The 22,473-nt window shown below is 61.2% G+C and carries 24 protein-coding genes and 1 riboswitch; of the genes, 12 read left to right on the forward strand and 12 right to left on the reverse strand.

Features of this window, described 5'->3' with window-relative positions; translation table 11 throughout:
* Nucleotides 1-15: 15 nt before the first annotated feature.
* The gene (locus tag ACJ2A4_RS08440) at nt 16-456 is read right to left on the reverse strand and encodes a hypothetical protein (RefSeq protein ID WP_408872485.1); all 441 of its coding nucleotides are present in this window, start codon (nt 454-456) and stop codon (nt 16-18) included.
* Nucleotides 457-845: 389 nt separating this feature from the next.
* On the opposite strand from ACJ2A4_RS08440, the gene ACJ2A4_RS08445 reads away from it, so the two are divergent.
* On the forward strand, nt 846-2,255 hold the full coding sequence (locus tag ACJ2A4_RS08445) for a cytochrome-c peroxidase (RefSeq protein WP_408872486.1): 1,410 nt from the start codon (nt 846-848) through the stop codon (nt 2,253-2,255).
* Nucleotides 2,256-2,358: 103 nt separating this feature from the next.
* Nucleotides 2,359-3,990, forward strand: coding sequence for a phospholipase C (locus ACJ2A4_RS08450; protein ID WP_408872487.1), 1,632 nt, complete (start codon nt 2,359-2,361; stop codon nt 3,988-3,990).
* Nucleotides 3,991-4,037: 47 nt separating this feature from the next.
* Here ACJ2A4_RS08450 and hisD read toward each other — a convergent pair whose 3' ends face one another.
* Nucleotides 4,038-5,330 carry a histidinol dehydrogenase gene (gene hisD / locus ACJ2A4_RS08455; protein ID WP_408872488.1) on the reverse strand — a complete coding sequence of 431 codons (1,293 nt, stop codon included), beginning with the start codon at nt 5,328-5,330 and terminating at the stop codon, nt 4,038-4,040.
* Entirely contained in the window at nt 5,330-6,055 is a 726-nt protein-coding gene (gene hisG / locus ACJ2A4_RS08460) for an ATP phosphoribosyltransferase (RefSeq protein WP_408872489.1), read from the reverse strand. The genes hisD and hisG overlap by 1 nt, the downstream gene beginning before the upstream one ends.
* A gap of 160 nt (nt 6,056-6,215) precedes the next feature.
* Here hisG and ACJ2A4_RS08465 point away from each other — a divergent pair, with 160 nt between their 5' ends.
* Complete coding sequence (locus ACJ2A4_RS08465; RefSeq protein ID WP_408872490.1) at nt 6,216-6,623, forward strand: GntR family transcriptional regulator; 408 nt, start codon at nt 6,216-6,218, stop codon at nt 6,621-6,623.
* 161 nt (nt 6,624-6,784) lie between these two features.
* Nucleotides 6,785-7,630 (forward strand): SPFH domain-containing protein, encoded by an 846-nt coding sequence (locus tag ACJ2A4_RS08470; protein ID WP_408872491.1) that lies wholly within the window; start codon nt 6,785-6,787, stop codon nt 7,628-7,630.
* On the opposite strand, the gene gmk is transcribed toward ACJ2A4_RS08470, so the two are convergent.
* Entirely contained in the window at nt 7,620-8,246 is a 627-nt protein-coding gene (gene gmk / locus ACJ2A4_RS08475; RefSeq protein ID WP_408872492.1) for a guanylate kinase, read from the reverse strand. The genes ACJ2A4_RS08470 and gmk overlap by 11 nt on opposite strands.
* A gap of 206 nt (nt 8,247-8,452) precedes the next feature.
* On the reverse strand, nt 8,453-9,712 hold the full coding sequence (locus ACJ2A4_RS08480; protein ID WP_408872493.1) for an AI-2E family transporter: 1,260 nt from the start codon (nt 9,710-9,712) through the stop codon (nt 8,453-8,455).
* Between the two features lie 184 nt (nt 9,713-9,896).
* On the opposite strand from ACJ2A4_RS08480, the gene pqqA reads away from it, so the two are divergent.
* The 5 genes from pqqA (at nt 9,897) to pqqE (ending at nt 13,076) form a co-directional block, all read left to right on the forward strand.
* The gene (pqqA, locus tag ACJ2A4_RS08485) at nt 9,897-9,977 is read left to right on the forward strand and encodes a pyrroloquinoline quinone precursor peptide PqqA (RefSeq protein WP_010502998.1); all 81 of its coding nucleotides are present in this window, start codon (nt 9,897-9,899) and stop codon (nt 9,975-9,977) included.
* A 114-nt stretch (nt 9,978-10,091) separates the two neighbouring features.
* Nucleotides 10,092-11,006, forward strand: coding sequence for a pyrroloquinoline quinone biosynthesis protein PqqB (pqqB, locus tag ACJ2A4_RS08490; RefSeq protein WP_408872494.1), 915 nt, complete (start codon nt 10,092-10,094; stop codon nt 11,004-11,006).
* Entirely contained in the window at nt 11,003-11,722 is a 720-nt protein-coding gene (gene pqqC, locus ACJ2A4_RS08495) for a pyrroloquinoline-quinone synthase PqqC (protein WP_408872495.1), read from the forward strand. The genes pqqB and pqqC overlap by 4 nt, the downstream gene beginning before the upstream one ends.
* Nucleotides 11,719-12,009 (forward strand): pyrroloquinoline quinone biosynthesis peptide chaperone PqqD, encoded by a 291-nt coding sequence (pqqD, locus tag ACJ2A4_RS08500; protein ID WP_408872496.1) that lies wholly within the window; start codon nt 11,719-11,721, stop codon nt 12,007-12,009. The genes pqqC and pqqD overlap by 4 nt, the downstream gene beginning before the upstream one ends.
* The gene (gene pqqE / locus ACJ2A4_RS08505) at nt 12,006-13,076 is read left to right on the forward strand and encodes a pyrroloquinoline quinone biosynthesis protein PqqE (RefSeq protein WP_408872497.1); all 1,071 of its coding nucleotides are present in this window, start codon (nt 12,006-12,008) and stop codon (nt 13,074-13,076) included. The genes pqqD and pqqE overlap by 4 nt, the downstream gene beginning before the upstream one ends.
* Nucleotides 13,077-13,108: 32 nt before the next feature.
* Here the strand turns inward: pqqE and ribH are convergent, their stop codons facing one another.
* The 5 genes from ribH to ACJ2A4_RS08530 form a co-directional block, all read right to left on the reverse strand.
* Complete coding sequence (gene ribH / locus ACJ2A4_RS08510) at nt 13,109-13,588, reverse strand: 6,7-dimethyl-8-ribityllumazine synthase (protein ID WP_041111496.1); 480 nt, start codon at nt 13,586-13,588, stop codon at nt 13,109-13,111.
* Nucleotides 13,585-14,838 (reverse strand): 3,4-dihydroxy-2-butanone-4-phosphate synthase, encoded by a 1,254-nt coding sequence (gene ribB, locus ACJ2A4_RS08515; RefSeq protein ID WP_408872498.1) that lies wholly within the window; start codon nt 14,836-14,838, stop codon nt 13,585-13,587. The genes ribH and ribB overlap by 4 nt, the downstream gene beginning before the upstream one ends.
* Nucleotides 14,835-15,473 (reverse strand): riboflavin synthase, encoded by a 639-nt coding sequence (locus ACJ2A4_RS08520; protein WP_062495078.1) that lies wholly within the window; start codon nt 15,471-15,473, stop codon nt 14,835-14,837. Before ACJ2A4_RS08520 ends, ribB begins: the two co-directional genes overlap by 4 nt.
* Nucleotides 15,455-16,504 (reverse strand): bifunctional diaminohydroxyphosphoribosylaminopyrimidine deaminase/5-amino-6-(5-phosphoribosylamino)uracil reductase RibD, encoded by a 1,050-nt coding sequence (gene ribD, locus ACJ2A4_RS08525; RefSeq protein ID WP_408872499.1) that lies wholly within the window; start codon nt 16,502-16,504, stop codon nt 15,455-15,457. Before ribD ends, ACJ2A4_RS08520 begins: the two co-directional genes overlap by 19 nt.
* Nucleotides 16,505-16,621: 117 nt before the next feature.
* Nucleotides 16,622-16,779: riboswitch (FMN riboswitch) on the reverse strand.
* Nucleotides 16,780-16,959: 180 nt separating this feature from the next.
* Complete coding sequence (locus ACJ2A4_RS08530; RefSeq protein WP_408872500.1) at nt 16,960-17,151, reverse strand: entericidin A/B family lipoprotein; 192 nt, start codon at nt 17,149-17,151, stop codon at nt 16,960-16,962.
* 202 nt (nt 17,152-17,353) lie between these two features.
* On the opposite strand from ACJ2A4_RS08530, the gene ACJ2A4_RS08535 reads away from it, so the two are divergent.
* The gene (locus ACJ2A4_RS08535; protein ID WP_408872501.1) at nt 17,354-18,793 is read left to right on the forward strand and encodes a cryptochrome/photolyase family protein; all 1,440 of its coding nucleotides are present in this window, start codon (nt 17,354-17,356) and stop codon (nt 18,791-18,793) included.
* Between the two features lie 48 nt (nt 18,794-18,841).
* Here the strand turns inward: ACJ2A4_RS08535 and ACJ2A4_RS08540 are convergent, their stop codons facing one another.
* Nucleotides 18,842-19,297 carry a hypothetical protein gene (locus ACJ2A4_RS08540; protein ID WP_408872502.1) on the reverse strand — a complete coding sequence of 152 codons (456 nt, stop codon included), beginning with the start codon at nt 19,295-19,297 and terminating at the stop codon, nt 18,842-18,844.
* Between the two features lie 74 nt (nt 19,298-19,371).
* Complete coding sequence (locus tag ACJ2A4_RS08545) at nt 19,372-19,968, reverse strand: Crp/Fnr family transcriptional regulator (protein WP_408874137.1); 597 nt, start codon at nt 19,966-19,968, stop codon at nt 19,372-19,374.
* A gap of 271 nt (nt 19,969-20,239) precedes the next feature.
* Between ACJ2A4_RS08545 and ACJ2A4_RS08550 the strand changes: the two genes are divergently transcribed.
* Nucleotides 20,240-21,046, forward strand: coding sequence for an OmpW/AlkL family protein (locus tag ACJ2A4_RS08550; RefSeq protein ID WP_408872503.1), 807 nt, complete (start codon nt 20,240-20,242; stop codon nt 21,044-21,046).
* A 277-nt stretch (nt 21,047-21,323) separates the two neighbouring features.
* The gene (locus tag ACJ2A4_RS08555; RefSeq protein WP_408872504.1) at nt 21,324-22,460 is read left to right on the forward strand and encodes an efflux RND transporter periplasmic adaptor subunit; all 1,137 of its coding nucleotides are present in this window, start codon (nt 21,324-21,326) and stop codon (nt 22,458-22,460) included.
* Nucleotides 22,461-22,473 lie beyond the last annotated feature (13 nt).

Below are 22,473 nucleotides of genomic sequence, written 5' to 3' on the forward strand. Positions count from 1 at the left end.
TGCCGCGCCCGTCTGTCAGGACAGTTTGGAAATATCGCGCATGGCCACGACCAGAGACATGTGTGACGCCAGAAGCCGCTGCGGCAACGTGGGCAGGTAGATCCGGATGGCCTCAAGGCGTTTGGACTCCGGAAGAGCCGCGAAAGGTGGCCGAGATCCCGGCCCGTCACTGCCCGCATCATAGCTTTTGGCAATTGCAGCAAGGAGGGAGGCGGGAACCGAAGCCAGAAGCGCTCTCTGTGCCGGATTCAGGAGCCGGTCCCGCAACGGGCCGGAGAGGGTGCGTTCTTCCGCTATTTTTGGTGGCTCGTAAGGCTTGAGCTGGTTCAGCGGAAATTCGACTTCCACGCCATTGGCCTGCTCCACATAGCCGGTGGAGCCGTCGATATCGACCAGCCTGCCGTCATGCGTGCCCTTCAGGTCCGAAACATGATCACCGATCGACAACTGCGCCATGACTGACTTCTCCTTCTCAGGACGGACACTAAAGCAGTTCCGGATCGTGGGTGAAAACTTTCTGCTTCCCCGTTCCCGATTTCAAATCCGAAAGGCGTATGCGAGCGTCGTACGGGCTGCATCAGCGCTATCGGTATAGGAGAAGGAAGCGAAAAACTGCAGGTTGAGGTTCATAAAACTGTCACATCCCCCTCCTTGTTGAATCCGTTATCAGCCCTGTCTTGGACACCGCGATTACTCCTTTGCCGGAACTGATCGTGAGGACTGGCTCATGACTGGCAACAAGGAAGCTCCCGCATTTCAGTATGGTACGACCTTTGGTTATGACGGGTTCAGGAAACGGTGCACGTACGGGGTGGAGAACGGACGCTTCTCCTGTGACAAGCGTGATGCGGACCATGCAATGTGTCAGTGCGGTCCTTGGCATGACGGTGCTCGGCGCAGGTTGTGAGGCGCAATCCTCGCCTGTATCGCCTTTGGTGTCTCAGGATGTCTGTGATCCTGCGCCGGATGGTCGCAATCCCTGTCCCCAGAATTTTCATCGTCCCAGACAGGCTCCTTTGTCGCAGATGGCGCAGATCGGACGCATGCTGTTTTACGACAAGGCACTGTCGGGTTCGGGCAAACTGTCCTGCGCATCCTGTCATGATCCGGCGAACCATTATGGACCGACGGGCAATGCGTCCGTTTTCGAAGGCGGTGCGGATCTGCACCGGCAGGGGCGGCGCGCAATTCCCACCCTGACCTATCTGGAACGTATGCCGCCGTTCAGTATCGGGCCGGATCTGGGAAATGACGATGTGGCTCCGCGCGTTATCGCTGTGCCGAGTACGGGAAACCAGCGCGGCAGCAAAAGTGCGACGGATACGGCGTCATCCGCCGCGCATATCGTGCCACAGGGCGGCCTGTTCTGGGGTGGTCGGGCCGATACGTTTCAGCAGCAGGCGGGCGGTCCGCTTTTTGATCCTGACGAGATGGCCTCCACGCCGGAGCGTGTCACTGCGCGGCTGAACACGGCACCCTACCGTGCGGCTCTTCTTGCGCTGGCAGGAACGCGCGGAGAAAAGGATCCTGCCTTCTTGCGGGAAGAGGCGCTGTTTGCAATCGGGCGCTATGAGTTGGAAGACCGTCATTTCCACGAATATTCCAGCAGGTTTGATGCCTGGCTGGAAGGGAAAGCCCGGTTCACGCCACTCGAGCGCGAGGGCTATCTCCTGTTCAATGATCCGCAGAAAGGTAACTGTGCGGCCTGTCATCTCGATCACATTACGCGCGACGGCCTGCCGCCGCTTTTTACCGATCACCAGTATGAAGCGCTTGGTGCGCCACGCAGCATGGCGATCAGCCGCAATGCCCTCGGCAGCTATGATGATCTCGGGGTATGCGACGCTCAGCCCGATGGCCGGAAGGCCTTTGCGGCCTATTGCGGGATGTTCGTGACGCCGACCCTGCGTAACGTCGCGACGCGTCATGTCTTTTTCCATAACGGTGTTTTTTACACGCTTGAAGCTGTTCTGGATTTCTATGCCGTCCGGGATCTTCAGCCAGAAAAATTCTATTCCCGCAGACCAGATGGAAAAATCAACGTCTACGACGATGTTCCGGAACAATACCGTTCCAATATTGATACAATAGATGCGCCGTTTGATCGCAGGCCCGGAGAGAGACCGGCTCTAACCGAAAACGAGCGCCGGGCGATCATCGCGTTTCTCAGCACGCTGACAGATACGGATGCTCCGGCTGTGGCTCCCCCAGTGGACACCGTTACGGGACAGACAGGGAAACGACATGATGGGTGACATGCTCCACAAACCAGAAGCATTCGGACGAACGATGGATGTGGGGTTCAGAATGTTTGTCAAACCGTTCAATCGTAGTGAGGAAAGGTTCCGTAAGGTGTTCATGAAGCGCGTACAACGAGCAAAATCCGGCCTGGCCATCCTTCTGTCCGGCTCCATTCTTTTTCCCTCCGTGGGGCTGGCGGCGTCTTCCTCTGCGGCTGCGTCCTATCAGACTGCGACGCCCATCAAGCATGTTGTCGTGATATTTCAGGAAAACCGTTCGTTCGACCATTATTTCGCGACCTATCCCAAGGCGGCGAATGTGAGCGGTGAACCGGCTTTTACGGCGTTGGCTGATACGCCTTTTGTCAACAATCTCATGAGCGCCAATCTCCTTACGAACAATCCGAATTCCAGCCCGGCGAATGGGTCGGGAGCAGCACTTCCGTTCCGCATTGACCGAACGCAGGCTAATACGGCGGATCAGAACCATAGCTACACGCCGGAGCAACAGGCTTACGACGGCGGGAAGATGGATCTGTTTCCAAAATATACCGGATCAGCAATGTCAGGAAGTTCCGGTGCTTTCGGAACGAAGGGGCAGGTTCTGGGGTATTTTGATGGCAACACGGTCACTGCGCTTTGGAATTACGCCCAGCATTACGCGATGAGCGACAATAACTGGAGCGATACATACGGCCCGTCCACGCCGGGTGCGCTTGAGGTTGTGGCTGGCCAGACCAATGGTCTTCAGCCTATTGCGGGCAACATGCTCGGCAATGCTTACATTCATGACGGGCAGGGTGGATACACCCTGATCAATGATGAGGATCCGGCTTACGATCGCTGCTCGACCCCATCACAGGTGCTGATCAATGCCAGAAACATCGGAGATCTGCTGAACGAGAAGGGGATTTCCTGGGGTGGTTTCATGGGGGGCTTCGATCTGACGCTCACCAACGCGAACAACACCACGGGGTGCAATCGCAGTACCTATTCCGAGACAGTGGGAACCCGTACGGATTATGTTCCGCATCATGCCTGGTTCCAGTATTTCGCGAGCACGTCCAATCCGACGCATGCCCGGCCGAACTCCACGGCTTCGATCGGTTTCAGCACGATCCCCGGAACCTCGACGCGGGAACCGGCCAACCATCAGTATGATATCAAGGATTTCTATGCGGCCGTGAAGGCGGGGAATTTCCCTGCGGTCTCCTATATCAAGCTGCCGGCCTATCAGGACGGCCATCCTGGCAATTCAGACCCGCTGGATGAGCAGAACGGTATCGTGACGCTCGTCAATTTTATCCAGAGCCAGCCGGAATGGGCCAGCACGGCAATCATCATCGACTATGATGACTCAGATGGCTGGTACGATCATGCGTTCCACAAACCACTTTGGGGCTCGTTCGACAGTACTGCCGATCAGCTCAACGGCCCCGGAATCTGCGGAACCGCAGGATCAGCTCCGAAAGGTGTGGCAGGCAAGCCGGTCAATGGCCGCTGCGGGCCGGGGACGCGCATCCCGCTCATTGTGATCTCGCCCTATGCCCGCCGGAACTTCGTCAGTCATGACCTGACGAGTCAGGCCTCTGTGGTGCGCTTCATCGAAGACAACTGGCTTAGTGGAAAGCGGCTTGGTGGCGGCTCGTTTGATGCGGCCGCGGGTCAGATCAATACGATGTTCGACTTCACGCAGACGCCGAACACTACGCCTCTGGTTCTGGACCCGGATACGGGCTCGCTCCGCTAAAGCGGGATGCTCCGGGAGGTGTCAGAACCTCCCGGCTGGAGGTTGGATCAGTTCTTTTCCAGCCGGACCGATAGGCTGAGCGCATGGGCGTCCAGTCCTTCGGCCTTGGCCAGCGCCACGCCAGCCGGGCCGATCCGGCGCAGACCAGCTTCGTCGGCTTCGATGGTGGTGGTGCGCTTGATAAAGTCGAAGACCGACAGGCCAGAGGCGAACCGCGCCGTGCGGCTGGTCGGCAGGACGTGGTTCGGGCCGCCGACATAATCGCCTACGGCTTCGGGGCAGTAGCGGCCCATGAAGATCGCGCCTGCATGGCGGATCATGGCCGAGAACTCGCGCGGGGCGTCGAGCATGACTTCCAGATGCTCGGGGGCCAGTGCGTTGACGATTTCGGCGGCTTCCTCAAGCGAGCGCACCACGATGATTGCGCCGTGATCGTCCCAGCTTTTGGAGGCAATGGCCGTGCGGGGGAGCGTTTCCAGCTCCTTGCGGACGGCTTCGGCAGCACGCTCGGCAAAGGCGGCATCCGTCGTGATGAGGATGGCCTGAGCCTGCTCGTCATGTTCGGCCTGGGCGAGCAGATCCAGTGCAACGAGGCGCGGATCATTCTGGCCATCAGCGACGACCACGACTTCGGACGGGCCGGCGATGCTGTCGATGCCGACATGCCCGAAGACCTGCCGCTTGGCTTCCGCAACGAAGGCGTTGCCGGGACCGACGATGCGGTCCACGGGCGCGATAAGGTCCGTACCAAACGCCATGGCGCCCACAGCCTGCGCGCCACCAATGCGATAGATCTCCGTAACGCCGCAGAGTTGCGCGGCCGCGAGAACCAGCGGGTTCAGCACGCCGTCCGGAGACGGCACGCACATGGCGAGCCGCTTCACGCCAGCCACACGAGCGGGCAGGGCGTTCATCAGGACGGAAGACGGATAGGCCGCCTTGCCGCCCGGAACATACAGCCCGACCGCATCCAGCGGGGTCCAGCGCATGCCGAGGCGGATGCCGTCTTCATCCGTGAAATCCAGATCCTTCGGCATCTGGGCAGCGTGGAACGTTTCGATCCGGCGTGCAGCGGTGCGGAGGGCATCCATCAGGTCAGCAGGGACGCGTGCGGCTTCGGACGCGATTTCTTCGGCGCTGATCCGCAGCTTTTCAGGCGGCAACGTCAGGCGATCAAAGCGGGCGGTGTAATCGCACAGAGCTTCATCGCCGCGGTTGCGGACGTCAGCGAGGATCGCGCGGACCGGCTCGGCCACGCTGCGTTCGTCACTGCCGCGCGCAGCGAGCAGTGTTGCGAACTCTTCGGAGAAACCGACAGCGGATGTATCGAGGCGTTTCATCAGGCGGCTTCCTCCGTGTTCAGAGCGGCGCGGAAGCGTTCGATCAGGGCACTGATTTCTTCAGGGCGGGTCTTGAGCGCAACGCGGTTGACGATCAGGCGGCTCGTGACATGGGCGATGGTCTCGGTTTCCATCAGGCCGTTGGCACGCAGCGTGGAGCCGGTATCGACCAGATCGACGATCACGCTTGCCAGATTTAGTGTCGGCGCCAGTTCCATCGCGCCATTCAGATGCACGATCTCGGCGTTGATGGCGCGGGACGCAAAATGGCGGCGGGCAATGGTCGGGTATTTCGTGGCGACGCGCAGTCGGGACTGACCGGTTGCAGGATCTTCGACCATGGTCTTGGGACGTGCAACGGAAATGCGGCAGCCACCGATACCGAGATCGAGCGGCGCATAGATATCCGGATAATCGAACTCCATCAGCACATCTGCACCGCAGACCCCAATATCGGCGCCGCCATAGGCCACGAAGGTCGCGACATCGAAGGAGCGCACCCGGACCACATCCAGATTCGGATCGGAGGTGCCAAAGCGCAGGCGGCGGCTGCTTTCTGTCAGGCAGTCCGGGTCGGGTTCGATGCCGGTCCGCGTCAGGACGGGGGCCAGCGCCTTGAGGATACGCCCTTTCGGGAGCGCCAGGATCAGGGGTGAGTCACTGCGGACAGCGAGGTCCGCTCCGGTCTGGAGGCCGTTTCCGGTCCCGTTCTGGGGCGCTGTCATGAAGTGTCTTTCCCTTGCCGTCCGCAGCCACTGAGAGAATGGCAGGCCATATCACGAAGCCGGAGTCTTCCCAAGTTCCCCAAAGGAATTTCCAGCCTCGGTGAGGGCCGGATGCGAATTTTCTTGACGTCCGGAAGCGCCGTTGCTCAATCTTGTATGCATGTCTGCCAACATAGAAACATTGCTGTTTCCCACGCCCCTGTCGGATACGAGCGGCCTGCCGCTTCGGGTCCAGCTCCGGGAACGTGTGCTGGCGGCCATCGGCTCGGGTCTCCTTGGTCCAGGGGACCGTCTGCCGACCATGCGTGCCCTGGCGGTCCATCTGCGGGTGGATCTCAACACCGTGCAGCGGGCCTATGCCGAACTGGAACGACTGGAGGCCATCCAGACCTTCCGGGCGCGTGGCAGCTTCGTCAGTGACAGGCCACCGCCACCGGATGAAGAGCGCCGGGCGGCGGACATCCGGGATCTGGCTGCATCCACGATCGCCCGGTGCCAGGCGCTGGGTCTGGAGCCCGAAGCGGTTCTTCAGGCCATGCGCGATCTTCTTTCCCTGCCCAACCCCTGATGCCGAAAGACGGCGTTTCGAAAGGCTGATGTCCATGCCGGAATTTCCTGTTTTCCCGTCCCTTTCGCCGCTTCGCACTGCAGGAAACCGGTCGCGCCTGCCCGTCAATACGGTCGCGCCTGCCCGTCAATACGGTCGCGGCGTCCATCGCGGGCGCGATCATGCTGGCCGCTGCCGGTCTGACGGCCCTGACCGAGGCCCCCGGATGGGTTGTCGGTGGAGTCATTCTGGCGCTGCTGGTGCTGATGTCCCTGCGGATGTGCAATTCCTGGCAGCGCGTTCTGGTCCTGCGGGCGGGGAAAATTCAGGGTCTGCGCGGCCCGGGCCTGTTCATGATCGTGCCGTTCCTCGATCAGATCGACGCCGTCGTGGACCAGCGCATCCGCACCGTGCCGGTCCATACGCGACAGACCTTAACGCGCGATACGACGCCGGTAGATGTGGATGCGGTCGTGTTCTGGATGGTGCATGACCCGCTGCGGGCGATCACGGAACTCGACAATTATGAAGGTTCGGTGTCGATGGTCGCACTGACCACCCTGCGCGAGGTGGTGAGCAGTTCGGATCTCGCCACGCTGCTGGAAGACCGCCGTCGCATCGACGGGGAATTGCGGGACCTTATCGAGATCAAGACGCGCGAATGGGGTGTGATGGTTCAGGCCGTTGAAATCCGCGACGTGCAGCTTCCCGACAGTCTTCAGGACGCCATGAGCCGTCAGGCCCAGGCCGAACGCGAGCGCGCGGCCCGCGTCACGCTGGCTTCGGCGGAGCGGGAAGTGGCGCATGAGCTGGCGCTGGCGGCGAAGACCTACGAGGCTTCACCGATCGCGCTTCAGATCCTGCAGATCAACCGCATCTTCGAAATGAACAAGAACCGCGGCACCACTATCCTGATGCCGACCACCATGGCGGATTCGATGACTACCGCCACGGCCTTTGCCGCCGCAATGCAGACAGTCCAGCCGGAAGCGGCGCCTCCGGCGGCCGAGAGTGAGGTCAGCGACTGAAGCTGGCCACCATGTCCAGCAGGTTGCGCTGACGCCGCGTGGCAAGCCGCGCGGCCATGAGCACGGAGCGGGCCTGCGAAATGGCGGTATCGAGGTCCGAGTTGATGATCGTGTGATCGAATTCGGCCCAGTGGGAAATTTCATCCAGCGCCGCCTTCATACGCTTGGCAATTTCTTCCGGATGGTCTGAGGCCCGCTTGTTCAGCCGGCGTTCCAGCTCTTCCAGAGACGGCGGCAGGACGAACAGGCTCACCACATCATCAGGCAGAGCCGCACGCAGCAGGCGGTGTCCCTGCCAGTCAATGTCGAACACCATGTCATGCCCGGCATCCAGCGCTTCCTCGACCGGTGCGCGTGGCGTGCCGTAACCCCGGCCAAAAACCTCCGCCCATTCCAGAAGCTCGCCATCCGCAGCCATGCGGCGGAATTCCGCAATATCCCGGAAATGGTAATGCACGCCCTCGACTTCCCCGGGACGCGGCCCGCGCGTCGTAACCGAGACGGAATGGCGCAGCGTAGGCTCCGAAGCGCGCAGAGCGTTGGCAATGGTGGACTTGCCCGCACCAGACGGGGCCGAGATCACCAGACAGACGCCGCGGCGGGGCAGTTGGGTCATGGGGTCTCCTTGCATTATGAGCCGGATGGGAAGTGTTCTGCCGAAGCGTCTAGCGTGAAAGAGGCCGTTCTGGCCAGATATTCGGGCTGAATTCAGGGCGCTGCCCTGAAACCCGCAAAGGGACGCAGTCCCTTTGAACCCATGAATTAAAAAACGGGATCAAAGGGGCGAGCCCCTTTGTGGGGCGCGGGGCAACGCCCCGGTCCTCACGGCTCGGACTGTAACTGCGCAACAATGGCACTGCTGATCGTCCGCCTTGTCGGGCCACCCAGCACATGGCCGAGCGGCGCCAGCACTTCGATATGGTCACAGACGATCTTGAAGACCGCGAGCATCGGCACGGACAGGAACGCGCCCGAAATGCCCCACATCCAGTCCCAGAACAGCAGCGATCCCATGACGAAAACGGGATTGAGCGTGAAGCGCCGGGCCAGCAGCATGGGCGTGATGGTCTCGCCTTCCAGAACGTGGATCAGCAGATAGATCGATGGCGGAAGCAGCGCGTAGAGCAGGGATGGGAAACTGAACAGCCCGACCACGAAATAGACGACCACACCCGTCAGCGGTCCGATGATGGGAATATAGTTCAGCAGGAAGGCCAGCACGCCCCACAGGAGCGGGTTGGGCATGCCGGTGGCCCAGCACTGGATCATGTTCACCAGCCCGACACCCAGATTCATCATCGTGATCGTCACGAGATAGAGCGAGACGTTCTGCTCGATCTGGGTCGCTATTTCCACGAGGCGGCGTTTCTTGGCGTAGGTCGGCATGATCTCGACGCAGCGGCGCAGGAGCGTGTCGCCTTCCGTCATGAGAAAGAACAGCATCAGCAGCATCGAGAAGAAGCCGCCTGCCAGTTCGCGTGTTCCGGCCAGGACGGAAGAGCCGAGGCGCGAGAGAGCCGTCTCTCCCCCAATCGTCCCTGTCACGCCACGCGTGCTGCGGGTGGTGCCCGAATGCCCGCTGAACATGGCAGACAGACGCATGTAGTCGCGCTGGACGACGTCGATCGGACCGCTGAGGACGGCCAGCTTGCTTTGCAATGCGGGAAGGGTCTGCGGCGCGCGGGTGATCCAGCCGGCCGCCGGAACGGAAATCGTCGTGGCAATCCCGCCCACCACGCCGAACATCATGACGATCAGCATCAGTCCGGCCAGATGCCGGGGAAGGTGCAGGCGCTGCGTGAGGAATCGCATTGGCGCAATCATCAGCAGGTTCAGGACGAGCGCGAAGACGAAAGGCAGGAGGATGGGGGCTGTGAAATACAGCGAATAGAAGACCGCCAGAACCGTCAGGATCAGAACGCAGATGTCCCTGATGTTCAGATGCTCGCGCAGCAGGTTGCGATCGAGCGTCGGGTCCAGAAAATCGCCGTCCGGAGCCAGTCTGTCCCCTGGTCGGTCGGATGGAGAGGCACTGTCGCTACAGGCAGGGTCGGCGGAAGACGCAGTGGGACGGCCGGACATGGTTTCTGCCTGAAGCGAAAGACGGAACGCACGGATCGGAACGATCCGCGAAAGGACACAGTTGCGTGTTCTGCCCAAAAACCCCCTTGAACTCCAGTGGCATCCGGTCACTAAATCATGAGGAGCACCGATGGATGCGTAGTCTGACGCATCTGCCGGTTATCGCAGACAAAGGAAAATCATCATGGCCTGGAACACACCGAAAGTTACCGAAATCCCGCTGGGCGCAGAAATCAACTCGTATGTCTGCGGCGAGAAGAAATAAACCTCTTCCCTGAGGTACAGTCCTTGAGGAATATGGCACGGCCGCTCCCCCATGGAGCGGCCGTTTTCGTTCATGGGCGTCGCAGGGCGCCCCAGTCAGACGGTTTGTGAAAAAATGATTGATGTCATCGTGCTCGGCGCGGCGGCAGGGGGCGGGTTTCCGCAGTGGAACTCCGCAGCACCCGGCTGTGTGGCCGCCCGCACGCGACAGGGCGCAAAAGCCCGGACCCAGGCCTCCATTGCCGTCAGCGCCGACGGAAAGCGCTGGTTCATTCTCAACGCCTCGCCCGATTTGCGGCAGCAGATCATCAGTACACCGGTCCTGCACCATCAGGGCAGTCTGCGGGGTACTCCCATTCAGGGCGTTGTCCTGACCTGCGGCGAGATTGATGCCGTAACGGGTCTTCTGACTCTGCGGGAGCGTGAACCTTTCATGCTGATGGGGAGCGACTCGACCCTTCAGCAGCTTGCGGACAACCCGATTTTCGGCGCGCTCGATCCGGAAATTGTCCCGCGCGTTCCGCTCATTCTCGACGAAGCCACGTCCCTGATGAACAAGGACGGGATTCCATCCGGCCTTCTGCTCACGGCCTTTGCCGTGCCGGGCAAGGCACCGCTTTACGCGGAAGCCGCAGGCTCACGGCCGGACGAGACGCTGGGCCTGTCCATTACGGACGGAAAAAAGACGCTGCTCTTCATTCCCGGCTGTGCGCAGATCACGCCAGAAATCGTGGAACGGGTGGCCGCGGCAGACTTGGTCTTCTTCGACGGCACACTGTGGCGGGACGACGAAATGATCCGCGCCGGGTTGAGCCCGAAGAGCGGACAGCGGATGGGGCATGTGTCCGTGAATGATGCCGGTGGACCGGTCGAATGTTTCACGACATGCGAAAAACCTCGCAAGGTGTTGATTCATATCAACAACTCCAATCCAATTCTGTTCGAAGACAGCCCCGAACGCAAAGACGTCGAACGCGCCGGATGGACGGTGGCGGAAGACGGCATGACTTTCAGACTGGACACACCATGACGCTCCTCACTCCTGACCAGCTTGAAGCAAAGCTTCGCCAGATCGGTGCCGAGCGGTATCACAACCGGCATCCGTTCCATCGCAAGCTGCATGACGGCAAGCTCGACAAGGCTCAGGTTCAGGCTTGGGCGCTGAACCGCTATTATTATCAGGCCCGCATCCCGGCGAAGGATGCGACGCTTCTCGCACGTCTGCCGACGGCCGAACTGCGCCGCGAATGGCGTCGCCGGATCGAGGACCATGACGGCACGGAGCCCGGAACGGGCGGTGTTGCGCGCTGGCTGATGCTGACGGATGGTCTGGGGCTGGACCGGGACTATGTGGAAAGCCTCGAAGGCCTGCTTCCGGCCACGCGCTTCTCGGTCGATGCCTATGTGAACTTCGTGCGGGACCAGTCGATCCTGGCGGCTATTGCGTCGTCGCTGACGGAACTGTTCTCGCCCACGATCATCAGCGAGCGCGTCTCGGGGATGCTGCGGCACTATGATTTCGTGTCGGAAAAAACGCTGGCCTATTTTACGCCGCGCCTGACGCAGGCCCCGCGGGATTCCGATTTCGCGCTGGCCTATGTCCGCGAAAACGCCCGTACGCCCGAGCAGCAGAAAGAAGTCCTCGGTGCGCTTGAGTTCAAGTGCTCCGTCCTGTGGACGATGCTGGATGCGCTCGACTACGCCTATGTGGAAGGCCACATCCCGCCGGGTGCCTTTGTTCCATGACGGAGACCCCCCGTATCGTAACGGAGGAGACGGTTCTCTTCTTCGCGCGCGGCCACCGGCTCCAGCACGATCGCGTGCGGGACCTGTGGATTGTGCAGGCGCCTGAAAAAGCATTTGTGATTGAGGGCGCCGCGCCGCATATTCTGCGGCTGCTGGATGGAAAACGCAGCGTCGGCGAGATCATCCAGCAGCTTGCAATCGAGTTTTCCGCCCCGCGTGAGGTCATTGCGAAGGATGTCCTCGCGCTTCTTTCTGAACTGACAGAAAAGAACGTCCTGCACACATGACACTCCCTTCGCCGCCGATGAGCCTTCTGGCTGAACTGACGCATCGATGCCCGCTTTCCTGCCCTTACTGCTCCAATCCGCTTGAACTCGAACGCAAGGCGGCAGAACTCGACACAGCCACCTGGACGTCTGTCTTGGAGCAGGCTGCCGAACTCGGTGTTCTGCAGGTTCATTTCTCCGGCGGCGAACCCATGGTCCGGCCTGATCTGGTCGATCTGGTTTCCGTTGCGCGGCGTCTCAACCTGTATTCAAACCTGATCACTTCCGGTGTTCTGCTGGACGAAGCGAAGCTGGAAGCCCTGGACAAGGCGGGGCTGGATCACATCCAGCTGTCCTTTCAGGACGTGACGGAAGCGGGGGCCGAGCGTATTGGCGGCCTCAAGGGCGCGCAGGCCCGCAAGATCGCTGCGGCGCGGCTCATCCGGGCGTCCGGTATCCCGATGACGCTCAATTTTGTGGTGCACAGGGAAAATGTCGCCCGCATCCCCGAGATGTTCGCCCTGGCGCGGGAACTCGGAGCGGGACGGGTGGAGATCGCACATACCCAGTACTATGGCTGGGGGCTGAAAAACCGCGATGCACTTCTGCCCAGCCGGGACCAGCTGGAAGAATCCACACGCGCCGTGGAAGCGGAGCGCGCGAAAGGTGGTCTGTCCGTTGATTACGTGACGCCGGACTATCATGCAGACCGGCCCAAACCCTGCATGGGGGGATGGGGCCAGCGTTTCGTGAATGTCACGCCTTCGGGCCGGGTCCTGCCGTGCCATGCCGCCGAAATCATTCCGGATGTCGCATTCCCGAATGTGCAGGATGTGACCCTGTCCGAAATCTGGAACATCTCGCCGCTGTTCAACATGTTCCGCGGCACGGACTGGATGCCGGAGCCCTGCCGCTCCTGCGAGCGCAAGGAGCGTGACTGGGGCGGGTGCCGCTGTCAGGCAATGGCGCTGACGGGAAATGCAGCGAATACCGATCCCGTGTGCAGTCTCTCTCCCTACCATGACCGGGTGGAACAGGCCGTCACCGAGGCGTCAGAGAGGCCGGAACTTCTCTACCGACATTTCTGACAGCGCAGGGGCCGGGTCTGCCGCCGGGCTGATCAGGGCTGGCCGGGAACGTTGCGCAGGAAAGCCACGCTTTCGACGCAGGCGGCTGCCGCTTCACGGCCCTTGTTCTCGGCGTCCTTGCGGGAGCGGTCCACGGCCTGCTGTTCGGTGTAGGTCGTGAGGATTCCGAAGGCGATGGGCACTTCGGTCGCAAGCTGGGCCTGCATGATACCGATGGTCGCGCCGAGTGAGATGAACTCGAAATGCGCGGTGTCGCCCTTGATGACGCAGCCGAGGCAGATCACGCCTTCATACTTGCCGGACTTTGCCAGACGCTGGGCCAGAAGCGGGAGCTCGAAAGCGCCAGGCGCGTCATAAACGTCAACATCCGTGATGCCGCGTTCTTCCAGCCATTCGAGCGAACCGTTCTTCAGGCCGCCCGTGATGTTCGTGTTGAAGCGGCTGACCACGATAGCCATTTTCGGCGCGGGCGAGAGACGCAGGTCGGGGGCTACGGGGATGTGCTTGCTCATGCCGGCTGTTCCTGAAGGAAATGGCCCATCCTTGTGCGTTTGGTCGCAAGATAGGCGCGGTTGAAAGGATTGGCCTCGATTTCCAGCCGCTCGCTGGATTTTACGTCAAAGCCGAAGCGGACCAGGTTGAATTCCTTGTCCGGATTGTTCGTCAGAAGGCGAAGAGAGCTCACGCCCAGATGGCGCAGAAGATCGGCCGCCGCATCCCATTCGCGGGCATCGGCGGGCAGGCCGAGAGCCTCATTGGCCTCCACCGTGTCCATGCCATGATCCTGAAGCTCATAGGCGCGGATCTTGTTGGCTAGTCCAATTCCACGTCCTTCATGCCCCCGCAGATAGACCAGCACGCCGGATTCCGACGCCGAAATCCGCTCCAGCGCCTCGCGGAGCTGCGCGCCGCAGTCGCAGCGCAGGGAGCCGAGTGCATCGCCCGTCACGCATTCCGAATGCAGCCGCACCAGAGGTACGCCTTTGGATGGATCGCCCTTCACCAGCGCGACATGCTCCACGCCATCGACGGCGCGGAAGGCATGGATCCGCAGATCATGGCCGCCGAAGATGCTCGGCAGGGCGGATTCAGCTACCATTTCGCCTGCGGCCGGAACGGGCGTACAGATCAGGTCATGGCCTGCGACAGGGCCACGGCCATGCTCGCGGCACCAGTCCTGAAGGTCTGCAATGCTGACCACGGGCATGTTGTGTTTAGCGGCATATTTCCGCAGTTCCGGCAGGCGCATCATGCTGCCGTCATCGGCCATGATCTCGCAGATCACGCCTGCGGGTTCCAGTCCGGCCAGACGCGCGATGTCAATGGAGCCTTCGGTATGGCCGTTGCGGCCCAGAACGCCTTCCGGATGGGCGCGGAGCGGGAAGATGTGGCCGGGTGAGACGACGTCGTCCGGCGTTGCGCCGGGATTGGCAGCGACAACGATCGTGCGGGCGCGGTCGGCGGCGGAAATGCCGGTCGTCACGCCTGTTGCCGCTTCGATCGAGACGGTAAAGGCCGTGCCGCGCGGATCGCGGTTGCGCGTGACCATGGGCGGCAGGCCAAGACGGTCCACCTGTTCGGCTTCCAGCGGCAGGCAGACCAGCCCGCGTGCCTCGCGGACCATGAAGTTGATGGCTTCCGGCGTGGCGAACTGCGCCGCCATGACCAGATCGCCTTCGTTCTCACGGTTCTCGTCATCGACCATGACGACCATGCCGCCAGCGCGGATGGCCTCGATGGCCGCTTTCAGGGACGGCTTCATGATGCGGCCTTTGCAAGACTGGGCGAGAACCGCAGCAGGTTCTCGACATATTTGGAGAGCACATCGACTTCCACATCCATCCGGTCCCCAACCGACAGCGTGGAGAGGTTGGTGTGTTCCCAGGTGTGCGGGATGATCGTCAGGCCGACTTCAAAACCGGCCTGATTGCCGCGGGTGATGTCATCATGCAGTTCGTTCACCGTCAGGCTGATGCCGTCGAAGGTGATGGAGCCTTTTTCCACGACATACTGGCGCAGGGCCTGCGGAACGAACACGCGCAGGGCGTAGGAATCGCCTGCTTTTTCGACGCTCGCGAGGGTCGCCACGCCATCCACATGGCCCTGCACGATATGGCCCGAAAGGCGCGTGCTGGCGGCGACGGCGCGTTCCAGATTGACGCGTGATCCGGCTTTGAGTTGGTCCAGCGGAGTGCGGGACAGAGTCTCGCCGCTGAGATGGAACGTCGCCACGCCTGCCGCATCGAAGGTCTCGACTGTCAGACACACGCCGTTGACTGCCACGCTCTCGCCGAGTTCCAGATCAGGAAAGCCGGTCTCCACGGTCAGGTCCATCGCTTTGTCACGGACAGAAGCGGAGCGGACGGTTCCCAGACGCTCTATGATTCCAGAGAACATGCGTTTTCCCTCAGCAGTCGCAGCGGGCTCTCGTCCCGCGATTTCAGGTCGATGCGGTCAGCGCCCGCAATGTTGTGGCCCGGGGTTTTGTGAATGGTGAGCCAGTCGTCCCACAGCCCGGCTTTGGCTACGGATGCCAGCAGGGCGGGACCGGCCTCGATCATCGCCCAGTTCACGCCCCGCTCCGCCAGCATGGCAGGGACGGAGAGCAGATCGGAACTGGTGAGAACCTCGAACCCGGCCTCCGTCATTTCGGAAACCCAGTCTGCCGGAAGGCGGCCGTGCCGGTCGCAGACAACGAGCAGGCGCGGCGAACGGCCCTCATGATCCGGAACATGCCGGACCGTGAAGCGCGGACGGTCCGCCAGAACGGTGCCAACGCCGGTGATGATCGCATCCGTCGCCCGGCGCAGGCGATGCGCGAGGGTGAGTGAGTCCGGGGATGTGAAGGTTTTTTGTCCCGGCGGCGGCACCATGGAGCCGTGTTCGTCCAGCGCCTGTTTGACACTGATCCAGGGGCGGTGGCGCACCATGCGGCTTGCGAAAGGGGCCAGAAGGGCCCGGCAGTCCCGTGCCAGATCGACCATGTCCGGTCGGTCGGCCAGCATGACCACGCGCTTTCCACCCGGCATTTCGCGCAGTCGCGTAGCGCCACCAGCGGCCTGCGGGTTCGGATCAGCTGCACCGATCCAGACTTCACGAACCGGGCTGTTGCGCAGAGCCTCGCTGCAGGGCGGCGTGCGCCCGGTATGGTTGCACGGCTCCAGCGTCACGAGGGCCACGCGCGCCTGATCCAGCACACCTGCCGCCCGGGCCTGCGCCAGAGCCATGGCTTCGGCATGGGGCTGTCCAACGCGCGGATGGACGCCGACCGTGAGGATACGGCCGTCCGCATCCAGCAGTGCACAGCCGACAGACGGGTTGGGGGCTGTAGCGCCGAAAGTCTCGACAGCCTGCGCGATGGCCGAATGAAAGCCATGGCGGATCGCGGTCAGCGAAACTGTGTCGGAAAGGGTAGTCTGGTCAGTCAAGTTGCGTCTTCTGGTCCCGTTACAGTCGGGACGCCCGCAAGGCGCACGCCGCCCTCAGCCGATACGGAATACAGGCCGGGTAACAAGTACCCGAACCTGTCCGTCACCGGACAAGTGCTGCGTTCTCTTCCATCCGGACTCTAACCGTCGGCTCCGGAGTCTCACCGGATCTGCTTGTCCCTTCCGGACCGAAATCCGGAAAGCGCTCGCGGGCTGAGGCGGAGAAATCCGCCAATACCGCCGGTGGGGAATTTCACCCCGCCCTGAGAACGTCTTTGTTCAAAGGAAACTATGAAACTGTCTGTGGGCGAAAGACAAGCAAAAATCCGCGTACTCCCGTTCACCGGAAGGGGAGGTCTGTCCCTGAAGCGCAGACTGGTGGAGATTTTCACACATAAAAAAGCCGCCGGTCGGGGGACCGGCGGCTCTGAAAATCCTGATGAGCTGGGCGGATCTCAGTTCGGAGAGGCGTTCGTATTGCGCTGGATGGCGTCCTGCGAAGCATTGGCGCCACGGGAGACGTTATGTCCGACGGAGCTGACATCCTGACCGGCGCCGCGCACGGTGTTGCAGGCCGAGAGCGTGACGCCAGCGCCGGACAGCAGAGCCAGGGACAGGGCGATGCGTGCAATGGATTTGGTGGACATAGGTAAAAATCCTCTAGAGAGCGTTTTGCCTTGTAAACGACACCTGACGACAATGGTTCACGGCAGGAAAAGGAAGTTTTCTTTCAGGTAATCGCCCTGTCAACCCCAAAAAAGACTTAAATATTATCCTGACGGGCGCCAATCTGAACGAACCGCGCTCTTATGCGCGTTGTAACATATCTTTCCCTTGCCGTGAGGATCCATGTCCAGCTCCCACAACCGCCCTGCCATCGTCTGGTTTCGGGACGATCTGCGCATGGCAGACCATCCTGCCCTGCATGAGGCAGCCGCCTCCGGCCGGCCCCTGATCTGTCTTTATGTTATTGATGACGTCACCCCGGCGCTCCATCCACTCGGGGCAGCCGTCCGCTGGTGGCTTCACGGTGCGCTGGCAGAGCTGCGGGGGCAGCTTGAAAAACATGGCGGCACCCTGCTGACGCTTTCAGGATCGGCGGAAAAGCTGGTTCCCCAGCTTGCGAAACAGACGGATGCGGCCTCGGTCCACTGGCATCATCGCCTCCATGAACGCGAGCGGGCACAGGATGACCGGATCCGGCAAGCGCTGGAGCAGCAGGGCTGTGAGGTGAAGGCGCACTGGGGCACGGTTCTGGTCGATCCGGAGACCGTGCAGACGAAGCAGGGAAGCTTTTACAAGGTCTGCGGCTCATTTTGGAAAGCGCTCCAGACCCAGGCCGTTCCGGAACCGCTCGACGCGCCGCACAAACTATCCTTCCATGCCATTCCAAAATCCATGATGTCGGATGCGCGCCTGAACGAGGAAGACCTCTGCCCGCATGCGCCGGACTGGGCGGAAGGTTTCCGCAAAACATGGGAGCCGGGCGAGGCCGAGGGGCAGGAGCATCTTCAGGATTTCCTCAAGGATGCCGTCGCGGACTATCCGAGGGGTCGGGACCGGGTAGCCGAAGAAGGGACGTCCCGCCTGTCGCCCTATCTGGCCTCCGGAGCAGTCTCACCGCGACAGGTCTGGGCGGCGCTTCAGAAACATGGCGCACATACGGAAGGGCCGCGGATCTTCCTGTCGGAACTCGGCTGGCGGGAATTTGCCCGCTATACGCTGTATCATCTGCCGAAACTGCCGTTTGAAAATCTCAACTTCAAGTTTTCCGGAATGCACTGGCGGAAGAGTGCTGCCGATCTGAAGGCCTGGCAGCGCGGGCAGACGGGGGTGCCGATCGTGGATGCCGGAATGCGTCAGCTCTGGCAGACCGGCTGGATGCATAACAGGGCGCGCATGATCGTAGGCTCGTTCCTGACAAAGCATCTGCTGATCGACTGGAAAGAAGGGGATGCCTGGTTTCGCGACACGCTGGTGGATGCGGATTTCGCCAATAACGCCATGAACTGGCAATGGGTGGCTGGCACAGGCATCGAGGCCACGCCGTTCTTCCGGATTTTCAATCCTACGCGACAGGCCGAGAAGTTTGATCCGGACGGCGACTATATCCGTCAGTGGGTGCCGGAACTGCGGCGTGTATCCGGCAAGGCCCTGTTCGAACCCTGGGCGGCAAAGGACGAAGAACTGGAAAAGGCGGGTGTCAGGCTCGGGAAATCCTATCCCCGCCCGATCGTTGACCTCAAGGAAGGGCGGGATCGCGCCCTTCAGGCCTTCAGGAGTCTCTGAACTCCCGAAACTCCGGCCCCCTTATAAAGAGGGGCCGGAACGAGCGGATCAGAGACCGCCGTTCAGGAAGTTGTTAACGTCACCACGGGTCTTGTTCCCGAGATTGTTAACGCGGTCACGCTGCTGCTGGGACGCATTCCGCAGCTGCTGCAGACGCTGGGTCTGCTGATCACGCATATTGGTCAGCTTGGACTGCTCGTTGTTGATCTGGTTCTGCAGACGGGCCTTCTGGTTGGCCACAGCGTTCGCATACTTGTCCTTCAGGTCCTGCAGACGCTTTTCACGGGCGGCCTGCGCTTCCTGGGACTGCTTCTGGTAGTTCTGGACCCGGCTGTTCAGGCAGTCTTCCCGCTGGGCCAGACGTCCGATGACATCATTCTGGCTGTTCTGCTGGCAGTTGCTTGCAGCCGTGGTGTCAGCGGCGTGAGCCTGCGGTGCAAGGGAAACCGCTCCAGCAATCAGTCCGGCAGCAAGCATCGAGCGGGAAAAAAGGGTGAAGTTCATAAAATCTCCTGTAAACGGATCAGTAAATCAGAGCACGCCCTGATGGCGGGAATGTGGCCCCTGCGAACAGCGGGCTATTCCATGCCTTCGGCGATCGTCGATATCCGTTCGGGCATCAGTAACGTGATATGGGTAATGCTTCTGATACTGATAAGTTTCTCTTTTTTGAACGCGCTGAGGATCCGGCTGACTGTTTCAATAGTGAGTCCGAGATAATCCGCAATGTCGGTGCGCGGCATCGGAAGGTCGAGTTCGACCGGACGGGAAGGGTCGGGCCGGTCCAGATGGGTGCAGCGTTCGATCAGGAAAGTGGCCACCCGCTCACGGGCGGTTTTGCGTCCCAGAAGCGTCATGCGGGCCTGCATCAGGGCCAGCTCGCGGGAGGCCTCCTCGCGCAGACGGTGTTCAAGGCTGGGGAAGCGTTCGGTCAGGCGCTGCATGCCGGCATGCGGAAAGCGGCACAGCGTGGCGCTGCCCAGGGCTTCGGCGCCAAAAGCGTAGCTGGTGGACGCCGCAAGTCCAAGGAAGTCTCCGCCTTCCGCAAAGCCGGTAATCTGGCGCCGGCCATCCGGAAGCAGGGTGAAGAGCTTGACCCTTCCACCCGTCACGACAAAGAAATCATGGGCCGGCGCACCCTCTTCTATAAAGGACCGGCCATCAGCGACTGTCATGCGGGAAGACTCGTTGGCAAGAACGGCCAGATCGCAGTCGTCAATGCTGTTGCAGATACTCAGACGACGGCCCACGCAATGGGCGCATCGATCATGGACATCCTCCGGACTATGTGACGCTGACATGATGAACCCCGTTTCCGTTGCGCTGACCTCGGCCTGAAGACTTTCAGCCACACTACCACATAATTTACCAGACTTGATTCAGGTCAAGGTGATGGGTGGGGAGGAGTGCTTTGTGAGGCTCAACGAATGTTGATGGAACTTCCAGATGAAATTTAACGCTTCTGCGCTGGCTGCCGCAGTCGGTGTTGTTGCAACTCCGGCGTTTGCCCAGACGGCTCCGGCGGCCGCTCCTGCCGCTGCTCCTCAGGTCATGGTCAGCACTCCCATGACGGCTGCTCCGGTGCCTTCCGTGAACATCCATGCGCCGGCTTCCGGCCGCTGCGGCCTGTTCCAGACCTGCGCCAACACGCGCATCGGACTCGGCAAGGGCGACTTCATCGTCCGTCTGTCTGCTCTCGGCGTCCTGCCGGAAGACCGTGACAGCAGCCTGTCCCTGAACGGCGCCCATCTCGGTGGCCGCGTGAAGACGACGCGTCAGGTCACGCCGGAACTGACGTTCGAATATTTCTTCACGGACAACCTGTCGGTTGACCTGATCGCCGCCAGCACCCGTCACGAGATCGCCGCTGAAGGCGTTCCGGGGCTGGGCAAGGTCGATGTCGGCAGCGCCTGGGTCCTGCCGCCGACGGTCACGTTCGCCTGGCATTTCCGCCCGCACAAGCGCTTCAACCCGTATGTGGGTGTCGGCGCGACGCTGGCATGGTTCCACAACGTGTCTCCGGCCGGTGGCCCGCTCACGCAGAAGCTCAATGTCGGTGTGACCGGTGGCCCGTCCGTCAATGTCGGTTTCGACTATCAGGTCGTCGGAAACTGGTTCTTCAACTTCGACGTGAAGCAGATGTTCATGCGTGTCCATGCCTGGGCCCAGGACAGTGCCGAAACCACGAAGATCACGGCGCACGACTCCCTCGACCCGACCGTCGTCGGCGCAGGTATCGAATACCGCTTCTGATCTCCCGATCAGGACCCGGACATCAGAAAAGCGGCTCTTCTCCGGAAGGGCCGCTTTTTTGCGTTTTTGTGGCAATCTCATGAAACTTTTGCAATGCGATCATTCGGGAAGTGCAAAAGTCCCTTCGTTTCCGTATGTGACATCTGGCGTCCTGCCATGAGCATGGTAAGACCGTCTGCCATGAAAACGTCCGAGTGATGGCCGACATGTCATTCTCCAGACGTTTCGGACGAAACGGGGCGTCTGTCCTGACAGAATTACGGGGTTGTCTATCAGAATGCGCGTTTCACGCGTCGGCGCGCTGGCCATAGGCCTGCTATGCCTGGCCATTCTTGTCGTTGTCATCATGCGGCTCCATACGCCACATTCCGCCGGTATTGCGGTTGCGCCACCTATGGTGAGCCAGTCAAACGGCAATCTGGTCGTGAGACAGGACAGTCCTCTTGAAAAACGGCTGAGCGTCCAGGCGGTTGCAAGCGTCTCCCGGACGCATGGACTGGTTCTGCCGGCGCAGGTCATGACCGAGCCGGACCGTCAGGTGAACATCCTTGCCCCTGCGACCGGACGAATCACGGGCGTGAATGTCCATCTGGGTGAGCGTGTGCATCGCGGACAGGTTCTGGCCACGATCGCCGCAGGCGATCTGGATCAGGCCTGGGCGGATGACACCCGGGCCCGCGCCACTCTTGATTTCGCCCGTCGGGCCTATGCCCGTGCGCAGGGCGTGCAGGCGATTGGCGGCAATGCCGTCAAGGATCTTGAATCCGCGCGCAACGATCTGGCGCAGGCTCAGGCGGAAGCCGAGCGGACGCAGCGCAGACTTCAGGTTCTGGGCGCACGTCCGGGCTATTCGGCGCAGGGACAGGCCCCGCTTGTCTCTCCGGTGGATGGTGTCGTGTCCATGACGACCATGGCTGTGGGTGAGAACATTACCGATTCCACCGCCATCCAGATGACCGTTCTGGACCTGTCGGAAGTCTGGATCGCCGCAGCCATTCCGCAGGACGAACTGGCACGCCTGAACGGCGCCAATGTCCTGAAGGTCAGTTTCAACGACTTTCCGGGCCGGAGCTGTGAGGGGCGGGTCGTCAGCTTTGATCCGGGGCTGCATCCCGACACGCGACGGGTCAATGCCTATCTTGCCTGCCCGAACACGGACGGTGCGCTGCGACCGGGCATGTTCCTGAATGCGACGCTCGACGTGCCGCAGGACGCGGATGTCATCGTCCCCAAAACCGCCCTGCTCATGAACAATGACCGCGTCTCCGTCTTCGTGGAGACGGCTCCGCATACCTTCCGCCGTCGTGATGTGATCATCAGCTACGATGAAGGTGACAACGTCCGGGTGCTTGAAGGACTCTCCGCCGGTGAACGCGTGGTGACCAGTGGTGCCATTCTCCTGAATGATGACTGATCCGGCGGCCCTG

Origin of the sequence: Gluconobacter roseus, assembly GCF_046058915.1 — a bacterium.
Classification (GTDB): Bacteria; Pseudomonadota; Alphaproteobacteria; order Acetobacterales; family Acetobacteraceae; genus Gluconobacter; species Gluconobacter roseus_A.

Excerpts from the sequence above, each read along its gene's own strand:
- ACJ2A4_RS08480 (WP_408872493.1), bottom strand. The coding sequence starts at position 9,712 with ATGTCCGGCCGTCCCACTGCGTCTTCCGCCGACCCTGCCTGTAGCGAC.
- ACJ2A4_RS08450 (WP_408872487.1), top strand. The coding sequence starts at position 2,359 with ATGAAGCGCGTACAACGAGCAAAATCCGGCCTGGCCATCCTTCTGTCC.
- ACJ2A4_RS08555 (WP_408872504.1), top strand. The coding sequence starts at position 21,324 with ATGCGCGTTTCACGCGTCGGCGCGCTGGCCATAGGCCTGCTATGCCTG.
- pqqB (WP_408872494.1), top strand. The coding sequence starts at position 10,092 with ATGATTGATGTCATCGTGCTCGGCGCGGCGGCAGGGGGCGGGTTTCCG.
- ACJ2A4_RS08440 (WP_408872485.1), bottom strand. The coding sequence starts at position 456 with ATGGCGCAGTTGTCGATCGGTGATCATGTTTCGGACCTGAAGGGCACG.
- hisD (WP_408872488.1), bottom strand. The coding sequence starts at position 5,330 with ATGAAACGCCTCGATACATCCGCTGTCGGTTTCTCCGAAGAGTTCGCA.
- ACJ2A4_RS08530 (WP_408872500.1), bottom strand. The coding sequence starts at position 17,151 with ATGTCCACCAAATCCATTGCACGCATCGCCCTGTCCCTGGCTCTGCTG.
- ACJ2A4_RS08540 (WP_408872502.1), bottom strand. The coding sequence starts at position 19,297 with ATGAACTTCACCCTTTTTTCCCGCTCGATGCTTGCTGCCGGACTGATT.
- pqqD (WP_408872496.1), top strand. The coding sequence starts at position 11,719 with ATGACGGAGACCCCCCGTATCGTAACGGAGGAGACGGTTCTCTTCTTC.
- ACJ2A4_RS08545 (WP_408874137.1), bottom strand. The coding sequence starts at position 19,968 with ATGACAGTCGCTGATGGCCGGTCCTTTATAGAAGAGGGTGCGCCGGCC.
- ribB (WP_408872498.1), bottom strand. The coding sequence starts at position 14,838 with ATGAAGCCGTCCCTGAAAGCGGCCATCGAGGCCATCCGCGCTGGCGGC.
- ribH (WP_041111496.1), bottom strand. The coding sequence starts at position 13,588 with ATGAGCAAGCACATCCCCGTAGCCCCCGACCTGCGTCTCTCGCCCGCG.
- pqqE (WP_408872497.1), top strand. The coding sequence starts at position 12,006 with ATGACACTCCCTTCGCCGCCGATGAGCCTTCTGGCTGAACTGACGCAT.
- hisG (WP_408872489.1), bottom strand. The coding sequence starts at position 6,055 with ATGACAGCGCCCCAGAACGGGACCGGAAACGGCCTCCAGACCGGAGCG.
- ACJ2A4_RS08520 (WP_062495078.1), bottom strand. The coding sequence starts at position 15,473 with ATGTTCTCTGGAATCATAGAGCGTCTGGGAACCGTCCGCTCCGCTTCT.
- ACJ2A4_RS08535 (WP_408872501.1), top strand. The coding sequence starts at position 17,354 with ATGTCCAGCTCCCACAACCGCCCTGCCATCGTCTGGTTTCGGGACGAT.
- pqqC (WP_408872495.1), top strand. The coding sequence starts at position 11,003 with ATGACGCTCCTCACTCCTGACCAGCTTGAAGCAAAGCTTCGCCAGATC.
- gmk (WP_408872492.1), bottom strand. The coding sequence starts at position 8,246 with ATGACCCAACTGCCCCGCCGCGGCGTCTGTCTGGTGATCTCGGCCCCG.
- ACJ2A4_RS08465 (WP_408872490.1), top strand. The coding sequence starts at position 6,216 with ATGTCTGCCAACATAGAAACATTGCTGTTTCCCACGCCCCTGTCGGAT.
- ACJ2A4_RS08550 (WP_408872503.1), top strand. The coding sequence starts at position 20,240 with ATGAAATTTAACGCTTCTGCGCTGGCTGCCGCAGTCGGTGTTGTTGCA.
- ACJ2A4_RS08445 (WP_408872486.1), top strand. The coding sequence starts at position 846 with ATGCGGACCATGCAATGTGTCAGTGCGGTCCTTGGCATGACGGTGCTC.
- pqqA (WP_010502998.1), top strand. The coding sequence starts at position 9,897 with ATGGCCTGGAACACACCGAAAGTTACCGAAATCCCGCTGGGCGCAGAA.
- ACJ2A4_RS08470 (WP_408872491.1), top strand. The coding sequence starts at position 6,785 with ATGCTGGCCGCTGCCGGTCTGACGGCCCTGACCGAGGCCCCCGGATGG.